The 15719-nt window shown below is 68.7% G+C and carries 13 protein-coding genes; 10 read left to right on the forward strand and 3 right to left on the reverse strand.

Annotated features, from left to right (window positions below):
- Positions 1-17: 17 nt before the first annotated feature.
- On the reverse strand, positions 18-830 hold the full coding sequence (locus AC3A5Z_RS16885; RefSeq protein ID WP_487520480.1) for a methyltransferase domain-containing protein: 813 nt from the start codon (positions 828-830) through the stop codon (positions 18-20).
- Between the two features lie 36 nt (positions 831-866).
- Between AC3A5Z_RS16885 and AC3A5Z_RS16890 the strand changes: the two genes are divergently transcribed.
- The 10 genes from AC3A5Z_RS16890 (at position 867) to AC3A5Z_RS16935 (ending at position 10055) form a co-directional block, all read left to right on the forward strand.
- Entirely contained in the window at positions 867-1589 is a 723-nt protein-coding gene (locus AC3A5Z_RS16890; RefSeq protein WP_487520481.1) for a ComF family protein, read from the forward strand.
- 34 nt (positions 1590-1623) lie between these two features.
- The gene (gene grxC / locus AC3A5Z_RS16895; RefSeq protein ID WP_487520482.1) at positions 1624-1881 is read left to right on the forward strand and encodes a glutaredoxin 3; all 258 of its coding nucleotides are present in this window, start codon (positions 1624-1626) and stop codon (positions 1879-1881) included.
- A gap of 49 nt (positions 1882-1930) precedes the next feature.
- Complete coding sequence (locus AC3A5Z_RS16900) at positions 1931-2371, forward strand: MarR family winged helix-turn-helix transcriptional regulator (RefSeq protein ID WP_487520483.1); 441 nt, start codon at positions 1931-1933, stop codon at positions 2369-2371.
- 1 nt (position 2372) lies between these two features.
- On the forward strand, positions 2373-3197 hold the full coding sequence (locus AC3A5Z_RS16905) for an NAD-dependent epimerase/dehydratase family protein (RefSeq protein WP_487520484.1): 825 nt from the start codon (positions 2373-2375) through the stop codon (positions 3195-3197).
- Positions 3194-3826 carry a sugar transferase gene (locus AC3A5Z_RS16910; RefSeq protein ID WP_487520485.1) on the forward strand — a complete coding sequence of 211 codons (633 nt, stop codon included), beginning with the start codon at positions 3194-3196 and terminating at the stop codon, positions 3824-3826. The genes AC3A5Z_RS16905 and AC3A5Z_RS16910 overlap by 4 nt, the downstream gene beginning before the upstream one ends.
- A gap of 160 nt (positions 3827-3986) precedes the next feature.
- Entirely contained in the window at positions 3987-5888 is a 1902-nt protein-coding gene (locus tag AC3A5Z_RS16915) for a polysaccharide biosynthesis protein (RefSeq protein WP_487520486.1), read from the forward strand.
- A gap of 85 nt (positions 5889-5973) precedes the next feature.
- The gene (locus tag AC3A5Z_RS16920; protein ID WP_487520487.1) at positions 5974-8136 is read left to right on the forward strand and encodes a YjbH domain-containing protein; all 2163 of its coding nucleotides are present in this window, start codon (positions 5974-5976) and stop codon (positions 8134-8136) included.
- A complete protein-coding gene (locus AC3A5Z_RS16925) occupies positions 8133-8804 on the forward strand; it encodes a YjbF family lipoprotein (RefSeq protein ID WP_487520488.1) in 672 nt (223 codons plus the stop codon). The genes AC3A5Z_RS16920 and AC3A5Z_RS16925 overlap by 4 nt, the downstream gene beginning before the upstream one ends.
- A gap of 83 nt (positions 8805-8887) precedes the next feature.
- On the forward strand, positions 8888-9130 hold the full coding sequence (locus AC3A5Z_RS16930; protein WP_487520489.1) for a hypothetical protein: 243 nt from the start codon (positions 8888-8890) through the stop codon (positions 9128-9130).
- Positions 9131-9218: 88 nt separating this feature from the next.
- A complete protein-coding gene (locus tag AC3A5Z_RS16935) occupies positions 9219-10055 on the forward strand; it encodes a YihY/virulence factor BrkB family protein (RefSeq protein ID WP_487520490.1) in 837 nt (278 codons plus the stop codon).
- A 4-nt stretch (positions 10056-10059) separates the two neighbouring features.
- Here AC3A5Z_RS16935 and AC3A5Z_RS16940 read toward each other — a convergent pair whose 3' ends face one another.
- On the reverse strand, positions 10060-13890 hold the full coding sequence (locus AC3A5Z_RS16940; RefSeq protein ID WP_487520491.1) for a translocation/assembly module TamB domain-containing protein: 3831 nt from the start codon (positions 13888-13890) through the stop codon (positions 10060-10062).
- Positions 13890-15701 carry an autotransporter assembly complex protein TamA gene (locus tag AC3A5Z_RS16945; protein WP_487520492.1) on the reverse strand — a complete coding sequence of 604 codons (1812 nt, stop codon included), beginning with the start codon at positions 15699-15701 and terminating at the stop codon, positions 13890-13892. The genes AC3A5Z_RS16940 and AC3A5Z_RS16945 overlap by 1 nt, the downstream gene beginning before the upstream one ends.
- Between the last annotated feature and the right edge of the window lie 18 nt (positions 15702-15719).

The raw sequence follows: 15719 nt of genomic DNA on the forward strand, positions 1-15719 counted from the left end.
AGGCATCTTCGTCGGGGTCAACCGCCCAACGGTTTTTGCCGAGCCAGCGCCTCGGCCAAGGAGGCCACCGCCGACCCGGGGCGCAGCGGCTTCGGCTGGCTCTCGTGCGGTGCCCAGCCGGTCAGGCAAACGATCTCGAAGGTCGCCGTCACCCGCCCGTCGGGGCGCGAAAAGGCTTGGGCATAGCGCCGCTGGGTTTCGGCGAAGACGGCCCGCGGCGTGGTGCGGCGCTGCCGGGCGGCAAGCGCGTTGGTCTCGCCCATGGCCCGCAGATCACGCATCAGATGCAGGCTGTCGCGATAGCTGACCTCCTGCGCCAGCGCATCGGCCACCGGCAGGGCAAAGCCCGCCCGCTGCAGCAGCGCGCCCAGATCGCGGATCTCGCCCATCGGCACCACCCGTGGCGACAGGCCCCCGGTCACCGCGGCCTCCGCCTCGGCCAGGGCGGCGCGCAGCTCCGCCAGCGTCTGCCCGCCCAGCATCAGCCCGAGGAACAGCCCGTCAGGCTTCAGCGCACGGCGGCATTGCACCAGTTGCCCCACCGGATCATTGGCCCAGTGCAGGCACATCGCATGGATCACAAGATCGTGTGCCTCGGGCTCCAGCGCCAGCGTCTCCTCGTCGGAGACGAAACGCGCATCTGGCAGCAGCCCCTGCCAGACCTGCGGAAAGGCGGTGACCACGGCGGGCGATCTAAACTGCCTGTTAACCGCGCTGAGTCTTTCATCCACCTCGGCGACGGCTTCCTCGTGCAGGAACAGCGCCGGGTCGCGCGAAGCGCGGATGCGGTGGCGGGCAAGGGCGATGCGGTCGGTCAGGATGGGGGTCATGGGAGCCTCCGGTCACGCGCACCTAAGGAGGGTGGCATGGGAATGCAAGCCGCGCTGCAACTGGTCTATCCGCCGCAATGCCTCACCTGCGACGCGCTGGTGACCACCGATTTCGGCCTCTGCGGCCCCTGCTGGCGCGAGACGCCCTTCATCACCGGCCTCGTCTGTGACCTCTGCGGCACGCCACTGCCCGGCGACGATCCGGGCCATGCCGTGCACTGCGACGACTGCCTGACGCTGGCGCGGCCCTGGGTGCAGGGCCGCTCTGCGCTGCTCTACAAGGACAACGGGCGGCGCATCGTGCTGGCGCTGAAGCATGGCGACCGGCTCGATCTCGCGGCCCCGGCGGCGGGCTGGATGCTGCGGGCGACGGCGCCAATCCTGCAGCCCGGCATGCTGGTGGCGCCGGTGCCGCTCCATTGGCTGCGGCTGCTGAAACGGCGCTACAATCAGGCCGCGCTCCTCTCCACCGCGCTGGCGCGGCTCGCCGGGCTCGACCATTGTCCCGACCTGCTGACCCGCCCGCGCAACACCCGCAGCCAGGAGGGCCGGTCGCGCGAGGGCAGGTTCGAGAACATGAGCGGCGCGATCCGCCCCCACCCGGGCCGCACGGCACAGATGCTGGGCCGCCGGGTGCTTCTGGTCGACGATGTGATGACCTCCGGTGCCACTCTGGCGGCGGCGGCAGAGGCCTGTCTGACCGCAGGTGCCGCAGAGGTGTCGGTGGCGATACTGGCGCGCGTTGCGAAGGAGACCTAAATCCCTATAGTCGAACCGACTGAAAGGGAGCCTCATGAAGCCCGTCGAAATCTACACCACGCCGCTCTGCGGATACTGCCATGCCGCCAAGCGGCTGCTGACCTCGAAGGGCGTCGCCTTCACCGAGATCGACGTGAGCCGCGACCCCGGCCTGCGCGCCACGATGACCAAGCGCTCCAACGGCGGCCGCACCGTGCCGCAGATCTTCATCGGCGAGAAACACGTCGGCGGCTGCGACGACCTGCATGCGCTGGACGATGCCGGGAAACTCGATCCGCTGCTGGCGGGCTGAGCATGCAGCAGGGCCGGCTCCGATCCGCCGTGGCCGAGGCGCGGCCCTGATGCGCGAAAAAACCGAGGACATCGCGGTTGCCCTGTTCGGCGAGCTGTTCATGGCCGACCAGCTCGCCCGCAACCGGCTCTCCAAGGTGCTGCCCAAGGGGATGGAGCTGTCGCATTTCGGCGTGCTGAACCATCTCGCCCGCGCCGCCGAGGAACGCACCCCGGCGCAGCTGGCGAAATCCTTCCACGTCACGCGCGGCGCGATGACCAACACCTTGGCCAAGCTGGAATGGGCGGGCCATGTCCATATCCGCCCCGACTGGGACGATGCCCGGCGCAAGTTCGTGTCGATCAGCCCCTCGGGCCGTCAGGCGCGCGACGCGGCGGTGCAGGCCATCGCCCCCCTGATCGCCGATGTGGTCGAGGCGCTGGGCGCCGAGCGGGTCCGCGCCGTGCTGCCCGTGCTGCGCGAGATGCGCACCCGTTTCGAGGAGGATTGAGATGGACCTGCTGGTTCTCGGCGCCAGCGGCCGCATCGGCCGGATGCTGCAGGCGATCTGGCCTGACGACCTTCCCGGCGGTCTCCGCCCGCTCTGGCACAGCCGCGGCAGCGGCTTCCGCTGGGACATGCTGGCCGAACCCTTTCCCGGCCTGGCCCCCGGCGGCATCGTGCTGAACCTCGCGGGCGTCACCGACGCCTCGCGCCCGATGGCGCATAATGTCGATCTGGCGATGGCCGCCTGTGCCGCCGCAGAAGAGGCCGACGCGCGGCACCTGTTCCTCCTCTCCTCCGGCGCGGTCTATGGCGTCGAGCGCAGCGACGACCTGAGCGAAGGCGACGCGCCCAACCCCGCCAACGCCTACGGTCGCGCCAAGCTCGAGATGGAACAGGCCGCCCTCGACCGCACGGGGCCGGGCAAGCCGGGGCTGACCATCCTGCGGCTGGGCAATGTCGCCGGCGCCGACGCGCTGCTGGGCCGGGCCCGCGCGGACAGGCCGGTGATCCTCGATCCGGTGCCGGGTCGTCCGGGCGGGCCGGTGCGCTCCTACATCGGTCCGCGCAGTCTGGCCGATGTGCTGGCCCGGCTTGCCGCGCTGGCCGCCGGGGGCACGGCACTGCCGCAGATCCTCAACCTCGCCGCCCCTCCGCCGGTGACGATGCAGGCCCTGCTCGAAGCCGCCGCGCAGCCCTGGCACTGGGGCCCCGAGGTCGCAACCGTGATCCCCCGCGTCGGGCTCGACACGCGGCTCCTGCACGGCCTGTGCCCGCTGCCGCCCGAGGCGGGCGACCCCGCAACCATGGTGGCGGAGTGGCGCAGCCTATGACGCCCTCGAAGCGCCTGACCGACATCCTCCTCGCGCTCTTTCTCTCGGCGCTGGTGGCGATCCCCTTCGCGATCCTCCTCCTCGTGCTCCTGATCACCGAGGGCCGCCCGCTGTTCTACGTCGCCGAGCGGATGAAGGCGCCGGGCCGGCCCTTCAACCTGTGGAAGCTGCGCACCATGCGCCCCGCCCCGCTGGACAGCGGCGTTTCGGGTGGCGACAAGTCGGATCGCGTGTCGAAGATGGGTCATTTCCTGCGCCGCGCCCGTCTCGACGAGATTCCCCAGCTCTTCAATGTGCTGCGCGGCGACATGAGTTTCGTGGGCCCGCGCCCCCCGCTCCGGCTCTATGTCGAGCGTTACCCCGAGCTTTATGCGCAAGTGTTGCAAAATCGTCCCGGTATCACCGGCCTCGCCAGCCTGCGTTTTCACCGTCACGAAGAGGCGCTTCTCAGGTCCTGCCGCAGCGCGGCAGAGACCGATGCGGTCTATTCACGGCGGTGCGTTCCGCGTAAGGCACGGCTGGACCTCATTTATCAGGCGAGGCGCAGTTTCTGCTACGATCTGGCGCTGATCTGGGAAACCGGCTCGAAAGTCCTGTTTCGCCGGACGTTCCGGACTCGGCGGAACTAGGCTCAGCACATTTGCACCACACTTGTGCCAAGTTTTGCATCGCCCTACGGTGACACCATTGATCTTGGGGCGGTTTTTTGATGAATGTGACGGAAGGATCTGTGACGGGTTGCAGGGTATTCATTACAAATTCCCGCCATGAGGGATGTGGATGCTTCGCTTGAAAAAACCTCTCTTCGCGTTGGTCGACCGTCTCTCCAGGCCGCAGAAGCGCTTTTTCCTGCTTCTGGTCGATGTCATCCTCGCCCCGGTCGCGCTGCTGATCACCAGCGTCCTCGTCTCCACCACCCTCGTTCCCGTCGCCGGCCCCAGCCACATCTGGATCCTGTTCCCGGCGACCGCCCTCTGGGCTGGCGTGATCTCGACCGTGCTCGGCATGCCGCGGATCAAGCTGAACGCCTATGAATCCCTCGCCATCCTGAAGACCGGTGGCTTTGCCGCGGTGCTGACCATCGGCGTCGCCCTGACGGCCAAGGTCTCGGGCAGCGACTTCCCGGTGGCGGGCATCATCCTCTTCGGCATGATGTTCTTCCTCTTCTCGGTCGCGGCGCGCATGGCGATGCTGCACCTGCTGCTCTGGGCGCTGCAGCTGAACCAGAAGCGCTACCGCGTGCTGATCTACGGCGCGGGCAACACCGGCAGCCAGCTCGCCGCGGCGCTGTCGTCGCGCGGCAACATCCGCCCCGTCGCCTTCGTCGATGACAACACCGCGCTGCAGGGCATGACCGTCTCCGGCCTCCGGGTCTTCCCGCCGAGCCAGATCGAGAAGATCGTGCGCGCCCGCGACATCGACCGGGTGCTTCTGGCCATGCCCTCGGTCTCGCCGCCCAAGCTGGCGCAGATCGCCCGCAAGCTGCAGCTGACCGGGCTCGACGTGCATACCGTGCCTTCCTTCGCCCAGCTCGTCGGCGAGGAAAAGCTGATCGACAACCTGACGCCCTTCGTCTTCGGCCGCTTCCTCGGCCGCCGCCAGATCGAGGATGCGCTGCCACAGGGGGCCGAGGCCTATGTCGGACGCAGCATCCTCGTCTCGGGTGCGGGCGGCTCGGTCGGGTCGGAGCTTTGCCGCCAGCTCCTGCTGATCCGCCCGGCGCGGATCGTCATGTTCGACGTCAGCGAGATCGCGCTCTACAACATCGAGCGCGAGCTGCGCGATCAGGCCGACGCCAAGGGGGTCGAGATCGTGCCGGTTCTCGGCTCGGTCACCGACAGCCGGATGGCGCGGATGGTGATGGTCGACCACAAGATCGAGGTCGTGTTCCACGCCGCCGCCTACAAGCATGTGCCGCTCGTCGAGGCCAATCCGATCGCCGGTCTGGCCAACAACGTCCTGGGCACCCGGACGCTGGCCGATGCCGCCCACGAGGCCGGTGTCAGCCGCTTCATCCTGATCTCCACCGACAAGGCCGTGCGCCCGACCAACATCATGGGCGCCTCGAAACGGCTGGCCGAGCTGGTGATCCAGGATCTCGCCAAGCGGTCGAGCGGCACGGTCTTCTCGATGGTGCGCTTCGGCAACGTTCTCGGCTCCTCCGGCTCGGTGATCCCGCTGTTCAAGGAGCAGATCGCCCGCGGCGGCCCGGTGACGCTGACCCACGAGGATGTCACCCGCTATTTCATGACCATCTCCGAAGCGGCACGTCTGGTGCTGCTCGCCGGCTCCTTCGCCCATGGCGGCGACTCGCGCGGCGGCGATGTCTTCGTGCTCGACATGGGCAAGCCGGTGAAGATCCGCGATCTGGCGCAGCAGATGATCGAGGCGGCCGGCTATTCGGTCCGTTCGCCCGCCAATCCGGGCGGCGACATCGATATCGTCGTGACCGGCCTGCGCCCCGGCGAGAAGCTGCACGAAGAGCTGCTGATCGGCGAAGGCCTGCTCACCACCCCGCATTCCAAGATCCTGCGCGCCCGCGAAGACAGCCTCTCCGAACTGGAGATGGCCAGCGCCCTCAGGGCCCTGCGCTCCGCGGTGGCCGTCGGAAATGCCGAGGGCGCGCGCCAGGTCATCCTTTCCTGGGTGGATGGCTACCGGCCCCCCGAGATCGTTGCGGCGAAAAGATAACCGCCAGACCATAGACTGACGCGGCAGGAAAGGCGTTGTCCGCCCGGACCAGCCTGCCTAGACTGCCCGCATCAACGAGGTGACCATGTCGATCCCATCAATGCCTATCCGGCGTGGCCTGCTCGTCAGCGCCTCTGTCATCGCCTTCTCCACGCCGGCGACGCCGGAAACCCGGCCGACGCTTAACATGTATGGCACGACAGGCCTGATCGACATGCCCTCGGCCGAGGCGCAGCCCGATGGCAACCTGACCGCCTCCAGCACCTATTTCGGCGGCATCACCCGCACGACGCTCAGCTTCCAGATCACGCCGCGGCTCTCGGCCAGCTTCCGCTACGGTGGCATCCAGAACTGGAACGCCAACATCCCCGAGAACAAGCGCAACGGCGTCAACGCCTTCGAGACCTACTATGACCGCAGCTTCGACCTGCGCTATCAGGTCTTCACCGAGGGCCGCTACCGCCCCGCGGTGGCGATCGGCCTGCAGGATTTCGTCGGCACCGGCATCCTCTCGGGCGAATATGTCGCCGCGACCAAGCATCTGATGCCCAACCTCAAGGTCACCGCCGGTCTCGGTTGGGGGCGTCTGGGCAGCTACGAGAGCATCGGCGAGAACGGCGACCGCCCGACCTTCGTCTCCGGCAGCGCCGGCGGCGACATCGACCCCGACCAGTTCTTCCGCGGCGAATACGCGCCCTTCGCCGGCATCGAATGGCAGCCGACCGAGAAGCTGACGCTGAAGGCCGAATATTCCTCGGATGCCTATGACGCCGAATCCCGCGCGCGTGGCGTCTTCGAGCATGAGAGCCCCTACAACTTCGGTCTGGAATACCAGCTGAACCCCGGCGTGCAGCTCGGCGCCTATTACATGCACGGCAGCGAAGTCGGCGTCGGCGTCCATTTCGTGATGAACCCGCGCGACCGCGCCTCCGTCGGCCTCGTCGACGACGCGCCGGTGCCGATCAAGCCGCGCCCCTCCCGCGCCTCCGATCCCGATTCCTGGTCGTCGGAATGGGTGACGCAGCCCGATGCCAACGCGCTGCTGCGCAAGAACATGCAGAAGCAGCTCGACGACAACGGTCTTTTCATCGAGGCGATGGCCCTCACTGGCCAGACAGCCGAGGTGCGGGTGCGCAACACCCGCTACGACGCCGAGGCGCAGGCGGTGGGCCGCGTCGCGCGCGCGATGGCCTATTCGCTGCCCGCCTCGGTCGAGACCTTCGAGATCGTGCCGGTGGTGCATGGCGTGCCGACCTCCAAGGTCGTGCTGCGCCGCTCCGACATCGAACGGCTGGAGTTTGCCCCCGATGCCGCGACCGCCCTGCGCCAGCGTACCGTCTTCGCCGAGGTCGGCACTCCCGGCGCGCCGCTGCAATATGACCCGGCGCTCTACCCCGAATTCAGCTGGTCGCTCGGCCCTTACCTGCGTACCAGCCTCTTCGACCCCGACGAGCCGCTGCGCGCCGATGTCGGCCTGCGGCTTCAGGCGCAATATGTCCTCTCGCCCGGCCTGATCCTCTCGGGCTCGGTCACCCAGAAAGTCGCCGGCAACATCGACGACGCCGACCGCGAGTCGAACTCGGTCCTGCCGCATGTGCGCAGCGATTCGAGCCAGTACAGCAAGGAAGGCGCCACCGCGCTGGAGCGGCTGACCGGCGCCTGGTATGCCCGCCCCGCCGACACGCTCTATACCCGCGTCACCGTCGGTTATCTGGAGCGGATGTATGGCGGCGTCTCGACCGAGGTGCTGTGGAAGCCGGTCAACAGCCGTCTCGCGCTGGGGATCGAGGCGAACTACGCCAAGAAGCGCGAGTTCGATCAGGGCTTCGGCTTCCTCTCCGGCGACGAGGAATACGACATCTTCACCGGCCATGCCTCGGCCTACTACGAATTCGGCAACGAATACACGGCGCAGCTCGACGTCGGCCGCTATCTCGCGGGCGATTACGGCGCCACGCTGTCGCTCGACCGCCAGTTCGCCAACGGCTGGAAGGTCGGTGCCTTTGCCACCAAGACCGACGTCTCCGCCGAGGATTTCGGCGAGGGCTCCTTCGACAAGGGCATCCGGCTCGAGATCCCGCTGACGGCGATTCTGGGCCAGCCGACGCGGCAAACCTCGTCCTACACGCTGCGGCCCCTGACCCGCGACGGCGGCGCCCGGCTTTCGGTCGAGGGACGGCTTTATGACACGGTGCGCGACTATCAGGGCACCGGGCTTGATGAACAGTGGGGAAGATTCTGGAAATGATGCGGCGCAGGCATGGAATAGCTTTACTGGCCGCGCTCGCGCTGCTGGCCGGCTGTGGCTCGGACGACCAGAGCACCGGCAAGGCCAAGCTGCTGCGCGACACGCTCGGCGCCGTGCTGCAGCGGGGCGAGGCCAAGCCCGTCGGCGCGCAGGATCTGGGGCTGACCCGCGCGGCGCTGGCCGGGGTCTCCACACCGCTCGCCCTCGCCACGGTGGAGGCCACCGGCGCCTCGGCCTTGATCGCGCCGTTCGGCCGCAACAACGGCGTCGTCACCTGGTCCTCGACCGACAAGAAGACGCTGGCGATGCGCGATGGCGTGCTGGTGGCGACGCGGGGACTCGGGGCCGACCTGATGTCTTCCGTGGCCCCCACGGCGGCCCAGATCGGGCGCGGCGCGGGCAGCCATGAGCGCGTCTATTTCCACATAGACGGCCTCGACCAGACGGTTCGCAGCCAATTCCGTTGCACTTTGGCAACGCAAGGCGCGAAAATCATCACGGTTGTTGAGCGGAATTATGCCACGAACTTGGTCCAGGAACGCTGCGAAGGCCCGACGGGGGCCTTTACCAACGAATTTTGGGTCGAAAACGGCACTTTCATACGCCAGTCGCGCCAAACCGTAGATCAGAAGCTCGGCAAGGTGCAAATCCAGAGGATCATTGACTGATCTGGCGTTTTTTTGGGGGCTTTTCTGGAATTGAGCCCTATGTTATCCAGTAGGCTAAGTCGTCCACGCACTAGGAGAATATTATGAAGAAAATCACTGCCTTCGTCGCCGCTTCGGCGCTCATGACCTCGGCGATCGCCGCCAACGCTGGTGGCCCGGTTGTCGTCGTTGACGAGCCGGAGCCGGTTGCGGTCGTCGCCGCTCCGGGTTCCTCGGGCAGCCTCGGCGGCGGCCTGCTGCTGCCGCTGCTCGGCGGCGCCGCGCTGATCGCTCTCGTCGCTTCGGACGACGATGACGGCGACAACTCGACCACCACCGACAACTGATCGATCGGGGTGCCGTCAGGCATCCTGTTTGAAAGAAAGGCCCGCCTCACCGCGGGCCTTTCCCTTTTCCGAGACGAGAGATCAGACCGTGCTGCGTGAAGGCTGGTGGCAGGCTCACTGGAAGGTCATCGTCAAGCTGTTCGATCGCATCGACTCGGCCGACCTCAACATGGCCTCCGCGGGCATCGCCTTCTTCTGCTTCCTTGCGATCTTCCCCGGGGTGGGCGCAGTGATCGCGATCTGGGGCTGGGCCTCGGACCCCAGCGTGATCCGCCAGCAGCTGGTGGTCGCCAAGGATTTCGTCCCCGCCGAGGCCTATGCCCTCGTCTCCAACCAGGTCGAGACGCTGCTGCGCACCAACACCCGCCATCTCGGCTGGGCCAGCGCCCTCTCCACCGGCATCGCGCTCTGGTCGGCCCGGGCGGGGGTGGCGGCGATGATCCGCGGGCTCAATGCGACGCACCGCCTGCCCAACCGCGCCGGCCTCTGGGACATGGTGCGGGCCATCGTGCTGACCATGACGCTGGTGGGCGTGGTGCTGGCGGCGATGCTGCTCAGCGTGGTCGCCCCGCTCATCATCACCTTCCTGCCGCTCGGCCAGTCCACCGCCAAGGTGCTGGAGCTCGCCAATGTCGGCCTCGGCATGCTGATCGTGGTCTTCGGAGTGGCGCTGGTCTACCGGCTCGGGCCGAACCGCCCCAAGGGCAGCCCGCGCCCGATCATCACCTGGGGCCTCGGGATCGCCGTGGTGCTCTGGGCGATGGTATCGCGCGGGCTGGTCTACTACCTCGCCAACTTCGCCAATTACAACGAGGTCTACGGCTCCATCGGCGCCGTCGTGGCCCTGCTGCTCTGGCTCTACCTCAGCGCCTTCTCGGTGCTGCTCGGCGCCGCGGTGGACGCCGTGCGCTCCTCGCCGCAGTAGCCCCTCAGTAGTCCTTCTCGATGAACACCCCGAGGCTGGTGCCGCCGCTGCCGCCCGCGCTGCCGCGCACGGTGATGTTGGGCGTCACGTCGAGGTTCAGGTTGATCTGGCTCTGGCCCTGCTGGCCGACCTCGATCTCGGTATAGACGTTCTCCGAGATGTATTTGCCTGCGCGCAGCGAGGCGCCGCCGTCGGCATCGGTCACGATGTCCAGATCGTCCAGCCCGAAGTTCTCGCGCAGCCGCCCAACGATCCCCTCGCCGCCACGCCCGGCCAGTGTCGCCACCGCCGAGGCCAGCTGAGCCGCCTGCAGCGCCGAGATCGACGACAGCCCGCGCCCGAAGAGCAGGCGCGACAGCACCTCCTCCTGCGGCAGCTCGGGGATGGAGGAGAAGCTGACCGTGGGTTCGGTCGCCAGCCCCTCGATCACCACCGACGAGATGATCCCGTCGCTCTCGTTCGAGGCGACGATGCGCACGAAGGGCACGAAATCGCCCTGCAGCTGCAAGAGCGCCTCGCTCAGGATCAGCCGCTTGCCGAGGATGTCGAGCCGACCGCGGATCAGATTGAACGCACCCGAGGGCACCACATTGGCCGTGGTGCCGCTGATCAGCAGCTCGCCGCCCAGCTCGGCATCGAGCCCGCGGCCCCGGATGAAGATCCGGTCGGTTGAGCTCACCGTCAGGTTCAGCGCGAAGGGCCGGCTGGAGCTGCCGCCGCCGCCAGTGCTGCCGGTATCGATCAGCCGCGCCCGTGCCCGGGTTGCCCGCACCGGGGCGGGTTCGCTCAGGTGCTTGAGGTCGGCAATCCCGCCGCTGCCGCCGAAGCCGGTGGAGGGGATGCGCAGCTCTGTCTCTTCCAGCTCGATCCGCCCGGCGATGGTCGCGCCGCCGGTCAGCGGCCCGCGGACCGTGATCGGCCCGCTCGCCGTGGTGGTGAAAAGCTCGGGGTCCTTCAGCACCATGCGCTGCACCCGCAGGTTCAGATCGGCCTCGAAAGGCGTCGCCAGACCGATGCCGCCCGCGACCTCCAACCGCCCGCCCTCGCTCGACTGCGCGCTGGCGTCGATCCGCGCGCGGCCGCCCGAAAGCGTCGCCGTCGCCGTCAGCCCCTCGAGCCCGAAGGCCAGCGCCGGGTCGGCGACGCGCCCGCCGCTCATCGACACGGTGCCCGCCAGCGAATTCAGCGCCAGCGGCCCGTTCAGCCGCAAATCGAGGCTCAGCGGCCCGGTCACGCTACGCGGCGCGATGAAGGCATTGGCCAGCGCCGCCTGTGCCGAGCCCGAGATCGCCAGATTGGCCGTCGAGAAGTTCGAGGCCATCGTCCCGGTGGTGCGCAGGTTGATCTGCCCCGGCCCCTGCGCCCGCAGGTCCAGCCGATAGCTGCCGCCGCTTTCCTCTGCCGTGCCGCTCAGCGTCACCGGGCCGGGGAATTGCGGCACCAGAAGCGCCAAATTGGCCAGCCGCGCCTCCAGCGTCAGCTGCCGCACCGCGCCAGCCACCGACCCATTGGCATTGACCGTCAGCTGCGGGTTGGTCAGCCGCGCCCGGTCGATCTTCAGCACCCCATTCTCCAGCCGCACCGCCAGCGCAAGATCGCTGCGGCCCGCCAGCAGGGCATCGGCCTGCGGGTTGCTGATCGCCAGCCGGTCGCCCTGTGCCTCGGCGGTCAGGGTGGCGTTCTCGGCGGTGCCCGCGAATTGCGCGGTGGCGTTCAGCGCCCCGCGATAGCCCGGCCCCAGCACCGACAGGTCGGGGAAGGCCAGACGCGCCGTCACATCGCTGCCCTCGGTCGCCAGCCGCCCCTCGGCGGTCAGCCGCAGGTTGGCCGCATTGATCGCCAGCTCGCGCAGGTCCAGCGCGCCCTGATCCAGACTGCCGGTCAGCCGGATCGTCGAGGCGCCGCGCAGCAGCGCATCCGCCTGCGGCTGGCCGATCGCAACGCCCGTGCCCTCGGCGTCGAGGCTGACCTGTCCGGCCTCCGGCGCGCCGGAAAACCGCGCCTGACCTTCCAGCGCCCCGGCATATTGCCCGCCCAGCACCGACAGGTCGCGGAAGGCAAGCTGGGCCGAGATGTCGCTGCCCTCGGTCGCCACCGTGCCCGAGGCCGAGACGGTCAGCGTGCTCGCCCGGATCTCCAGCGCGCGCAGCGCCGTGCCGGTCGTGTCGCGCCGCACCGAGAAATCCACTTCCGACGCGCCGCGCAGCAGCCCGTCCACCTCGGCCTGCCCGATGGACAGGTCATTGCCCGCCACCGTGCCCTCGGCGTCGAAGATGCCGCCCAGCAGCGCATAGCTGCCGTCCAGCGTCGCCGTGCCGCTGCCCGCCAGCGGACGCCCCGCCAGCCCCGAGAAGCGGCTGAGATCGTCGAACCGGGTCTCGGCCTGACCGTTCACCGTCAGCCCGCTGTCCAGCCCTTCCAGCCGCACCCCGGCGGTGAGCCCGTAATTCTCGCCCTCCAGCGTCAGCCGCGGCAGGCGCAGCCCGTCGCCGCCCTCGCTCCAGAAGAAGGTGGCGCTGCCCTCGATGGCCCGCCCCAGCGCCGTCGCCAGATCGGCACTCGCCGGTTGCAGCCCTTCGGCGCCATAGTTCAGCGTGCCGCCGACCACCGCCTTGCCCTCGCGCCGGGTGATCCGGCCCGACCCGTCGATGGTGAAGGCCTCCGCCGCGAAATCCGGCCGGTCGAGCCCCAGCACGCGCACATCCGCCGCCCAGCCTTCGCCCTCGCCGGAATCGTAGCTCACCTTCAGATCGGCGCTGGTCAGCCGCGTCTCCGGCCCGTCGCCCAGAGGGAGCAGCACCGGCGAGCCATCCTCCAGCGCGATCCGCCCGGTCAGGTCGATCCGCTCCGGCACCCCGTCCGCCGCCACGACCACCTGACCGTCGAGCGACAGCGCCCGGGTCTGCATCGACAGCTGGCTGAGGTCGAGCCGCCCGTCCGCCGCCCGCGCGCCGGTCACGGCCAGACGCACGTCGGGGCCGAAGAATTCCGCGTAATCCGGCAGGAACAGCGGCACCACATCGCCGCCGAGCCGCGCGGTGAAGCTGCGGCCCGTGGTGGCATTGCCCTGCACCGCCACCTGTCCGGCCAGCCGCTCGGCCCCGTCGGTCGCCATACGGATGTCGGCGGTGTAATCCTCGATCGGCCCGGTGCCGCTGATCGTCAGTTGTGCCGCGGGCACCCCCGGCAGCTCCAGCAGCGTCGCCGCAATCCCGCCCGGCCCTTCCGAGGCATCGAGATCCAGCACCAGCTGCCGCGTCTCGTTGGAATAGCTCGCGTTCAGCGTCAGGCTGCCCGCCGTGCCGCCATCGGTGCGGTTGGCGGTCAGCGTCACGCCGCCCTCGCCGCCCTCCAGCACCGCCTTGGCCTCCAGCGTTGCCACCAGCGGGCTGCCGATCACCCCGGCGCCCAGTTCCAGCCGCTCCGCCGCCAGCCGCCCGATCTCGATCGAGACCGGCAGTTCCGGCAGCGCAAAGGCGCTCGCTTCCGGCGAGGGCAGCGCCTCGCCCTCCGTCACCGGCGGCCGTGCCACCACGATCTCGCCCGCCGTCAGCTCCGTCACCGACAGCCGCCCGCGCAGCAGCGCGCTGCGGCTCCAGTCCAGGGACAGGTCGCGCAGCGTCAGCCAGATGCCCTGACTGTCGGCGATGGTCATCTCGGCGATGGTCGCACGCGACGACAGCGCCCCGTCGAAGCCGGTGATCGTCACCTGACGCCCGGCGCTGGACAGGTTGTCCTCCAGAAAGCCGGTGAGAAAGCCGCGGTCGGCCTCTTCGGTCTGTGCCACGGCGGCAACGGGAAGCAGGAGCCAGAGAAGGAAGACGAGAATGCGCATCAGAAGGACTGTCCTATGCCGACGTAGATCTGGACTCCCTCGCCCGTGTCGCCGCCGACGGGGCTTGCCACGTCGAGACGGATCGGGCCGAAGCCGGTGTCATAGCGCACGCCAAGGCCCGCACCCGCGTGCCAGTCGTCGCTCAGCGAGTCGAAGCCATCGGCGGCGACGTAGCCTGCATCGACGAAGCCGACGACGCCGATCTTCTCGGTCACGCCGACCCGCGCCTCCGCCGAGATCGCGGCGAATTCGGTGCCGCCGATCTTGTAGTCGTCATCCTCGACCCCCGTCGGCCGCACGCCGAGCGACTGGAACGGCTGCCCCCGCACCGTGCCGCCGCCGCCCGAATAGAACAGGTAGTCGCGCGGTGTCGCCAGCAGATCCGATCCGAAGACCGCCCCCGCCTGCAGCCGCCCGGCGAAGGTGACGCGCCGCGTCTCGCCGAAGCTGCGATAGGCCCGCGCGTCGAGCTTCAGCTGCCCGCCGGAGTCTGTGGTGCCGAAACCGAGGAAGGGCGTCAGCGTGGTATCGACGTAGAAGCCCGATGTCGCATCCAGATCGTCGTCGCGGGTGTTCCAGATCACGCCCAGCGGCAGCGACAGGTTGCGGTAGACATATTCCCCCGCATCGTCGGTCACATCGGCATAGCTGTATTCGATCCCGACCGAGGCGCTCAGCTCATCGGTGATCAGATGCGAGAAGGTCGCCCCCACCGCCGAGATGTCGGCGAGGTAATCCTCCTGATCCAGCCGCGCCACGTCGATGTGGAAGCTCAGCGTGGTATCCGGCGTCAGCGTCGCCGGACGGTCCAGCGTCACCCCCACCAGATAGTCGATGCCGCTGTTGCTCGAGCCGAGGTTGGCGACCTCGCCCGTCACGGTCAGCCGCTCGCCGCCACCCAGCAGGTTGCGGTGCAGCCATTCCGCGCTCAGCTTCGCCCCCTCCTCGCTGGAGATCTCGGCGCCGAAGCTGTAGCGGCGGGTCTTTTCCTCGACCAGCGTCGCGGTGATGCCCAGAAGGTCGGGCGGCGTCACCCTTTCGTCCTCGGCCAGCGTGACCGAGCGGAACACCCCGGTGCGGCGCAGCCGTTCGGCGCTGCGGTCAAGCTTCTCGGGGTCGTAGACCTCGCCTTCCGGCAAGCCGGCGATCTTGCGGATGCGCCTTTCGCTCATCCGCTCTTCACCCTCGATCACCAGCCGTCCGAAGCGCAGCCGCGGCCCCGGCGCCATGCCGATCTCGGCATTCAGCTGCCGCCGCGCATGATCCGCGACGATGTCCTGCGAGGCGGTCTCCACCTTGGCATAGCCCACGCCGCGCCAGCCGTCCGCCGCCGCCGTCACCGCCGATTGCACCAGCCCGCTCTGCGCCGGCTCACCGGTGGCGAAACCCTCGGGCAGTTCGGTCTCCGGCGCCAGCGGCGCGATGCGCGCGGTGCCAAAGACGAAGGCCGGGCCGGGATCGACGCGCACCTCGATGCGGTTGATCGCCGAGGGGGCGTTCAGCGGCGCGATGCCTGCCGCCTCGCGCCCGTCGATCAGCACGTTCACCACCGGCGAATAATGCCCCAGACCATAGGCCGCCGCGACCAGACGGGCATATTCGGCCCGCGCCGCACCATAGAGATCCTGCGCCGTGGTCTCGCCGTCGTTCTGCGCCGCAAGCAGAAGGGACGCGCCCTTCAGGGCCTCCTCGACCTCGCTGTCGCCCCCTGCCACCCGGAAATCCAGCGTGTCGAGCGCCTCGGCTGTCGGGGCGGCAAGGCTGGCAGCCGCCAGCAGCGCCCCTAGCGATGTCAAACGATACCCAGCCACGCGACCTCCTCGAAATTC

Source organism: Cereibacter sp. Soil_C_27, assembly GCF_057657095.1.

Excerpts from the sequence above, each read along its gene's own strand:
- AC3A5Z_RS16885 (WP_487520480.1), bottom strand. The coding sequence starts at position 830 with ATGACCCCCATCCTGACCGACCGCATCGCCCTTGCCCGCCACCGCATC.
- AC3A5Z_RS16890 (WP_487520481.1), top strand. The coding sequence starts at position 867 with ATGGGAATGCAAGCCGCGCTGCAACTGGTCTATCCGCCGCAATGCCTC.
- grxC (WP_487520482.1), top strand. The coding sequence starts at position 1,624 with ATGAAGCCCGTCGAAATCTACACCACGCCGCTCTGCGGATACTGCCAT.
- AC3A5Z_RS16900 (WP_487520483.1), top strand. The coding sequence starts at position 1,931 with ATGCGCGAAAAAACCGAGGACATCGCGGTTGCCCTGTTCGGCGAGCTG.
- AC3A5Z_RS16905 (WP_487520484.1), top strand. The coding sequence starts at position 2,373 with ATGGACCTGCTGGTTCTCGGCGCCAGCGGCCGCATCGGCCGGATGCTG.
- AC3A5Z_RS16910 (WP_487520485.1), top strand. The coding sequence starts at position 3,194 with ATGACGCCCTCGAAGCGCCTGACCGACATCCTCCTCGCGCTCTTTCTC.
- AC3A5Z_RS16920 (WP_487520487.1), top strand. The coding sequence starts at position 5,974 with ATGTCGATCCCATCAATGCCTATCCGGCGTGGCCTGCTCGTCAGCGCC.
- AC3A5Z_RS16925 (WP_487520488.1), top strand. The coding sequence starts at position 8,133 with ATGATGCGGCGCAGGCATGGAATAGCTTTACTGGCCGCGCTCGCGCTG.
- AC3A5Z_RS16930 (WP_487520489.1), top strand. The coding sequence starts at position 8,888 with ATGAAGAAAATCACTGCCTTCGTCGCCGCTTCGGCGCTCATGACCTCG.
- AC3A5Z_RS16940 (WP_487520491.1), bottom strand. The coding sequence starts at position 13,890 with ATGCGCATTCTCGTCTTCCTTCTCTGGCTCCTGCTTCCCGTTGCCGCC.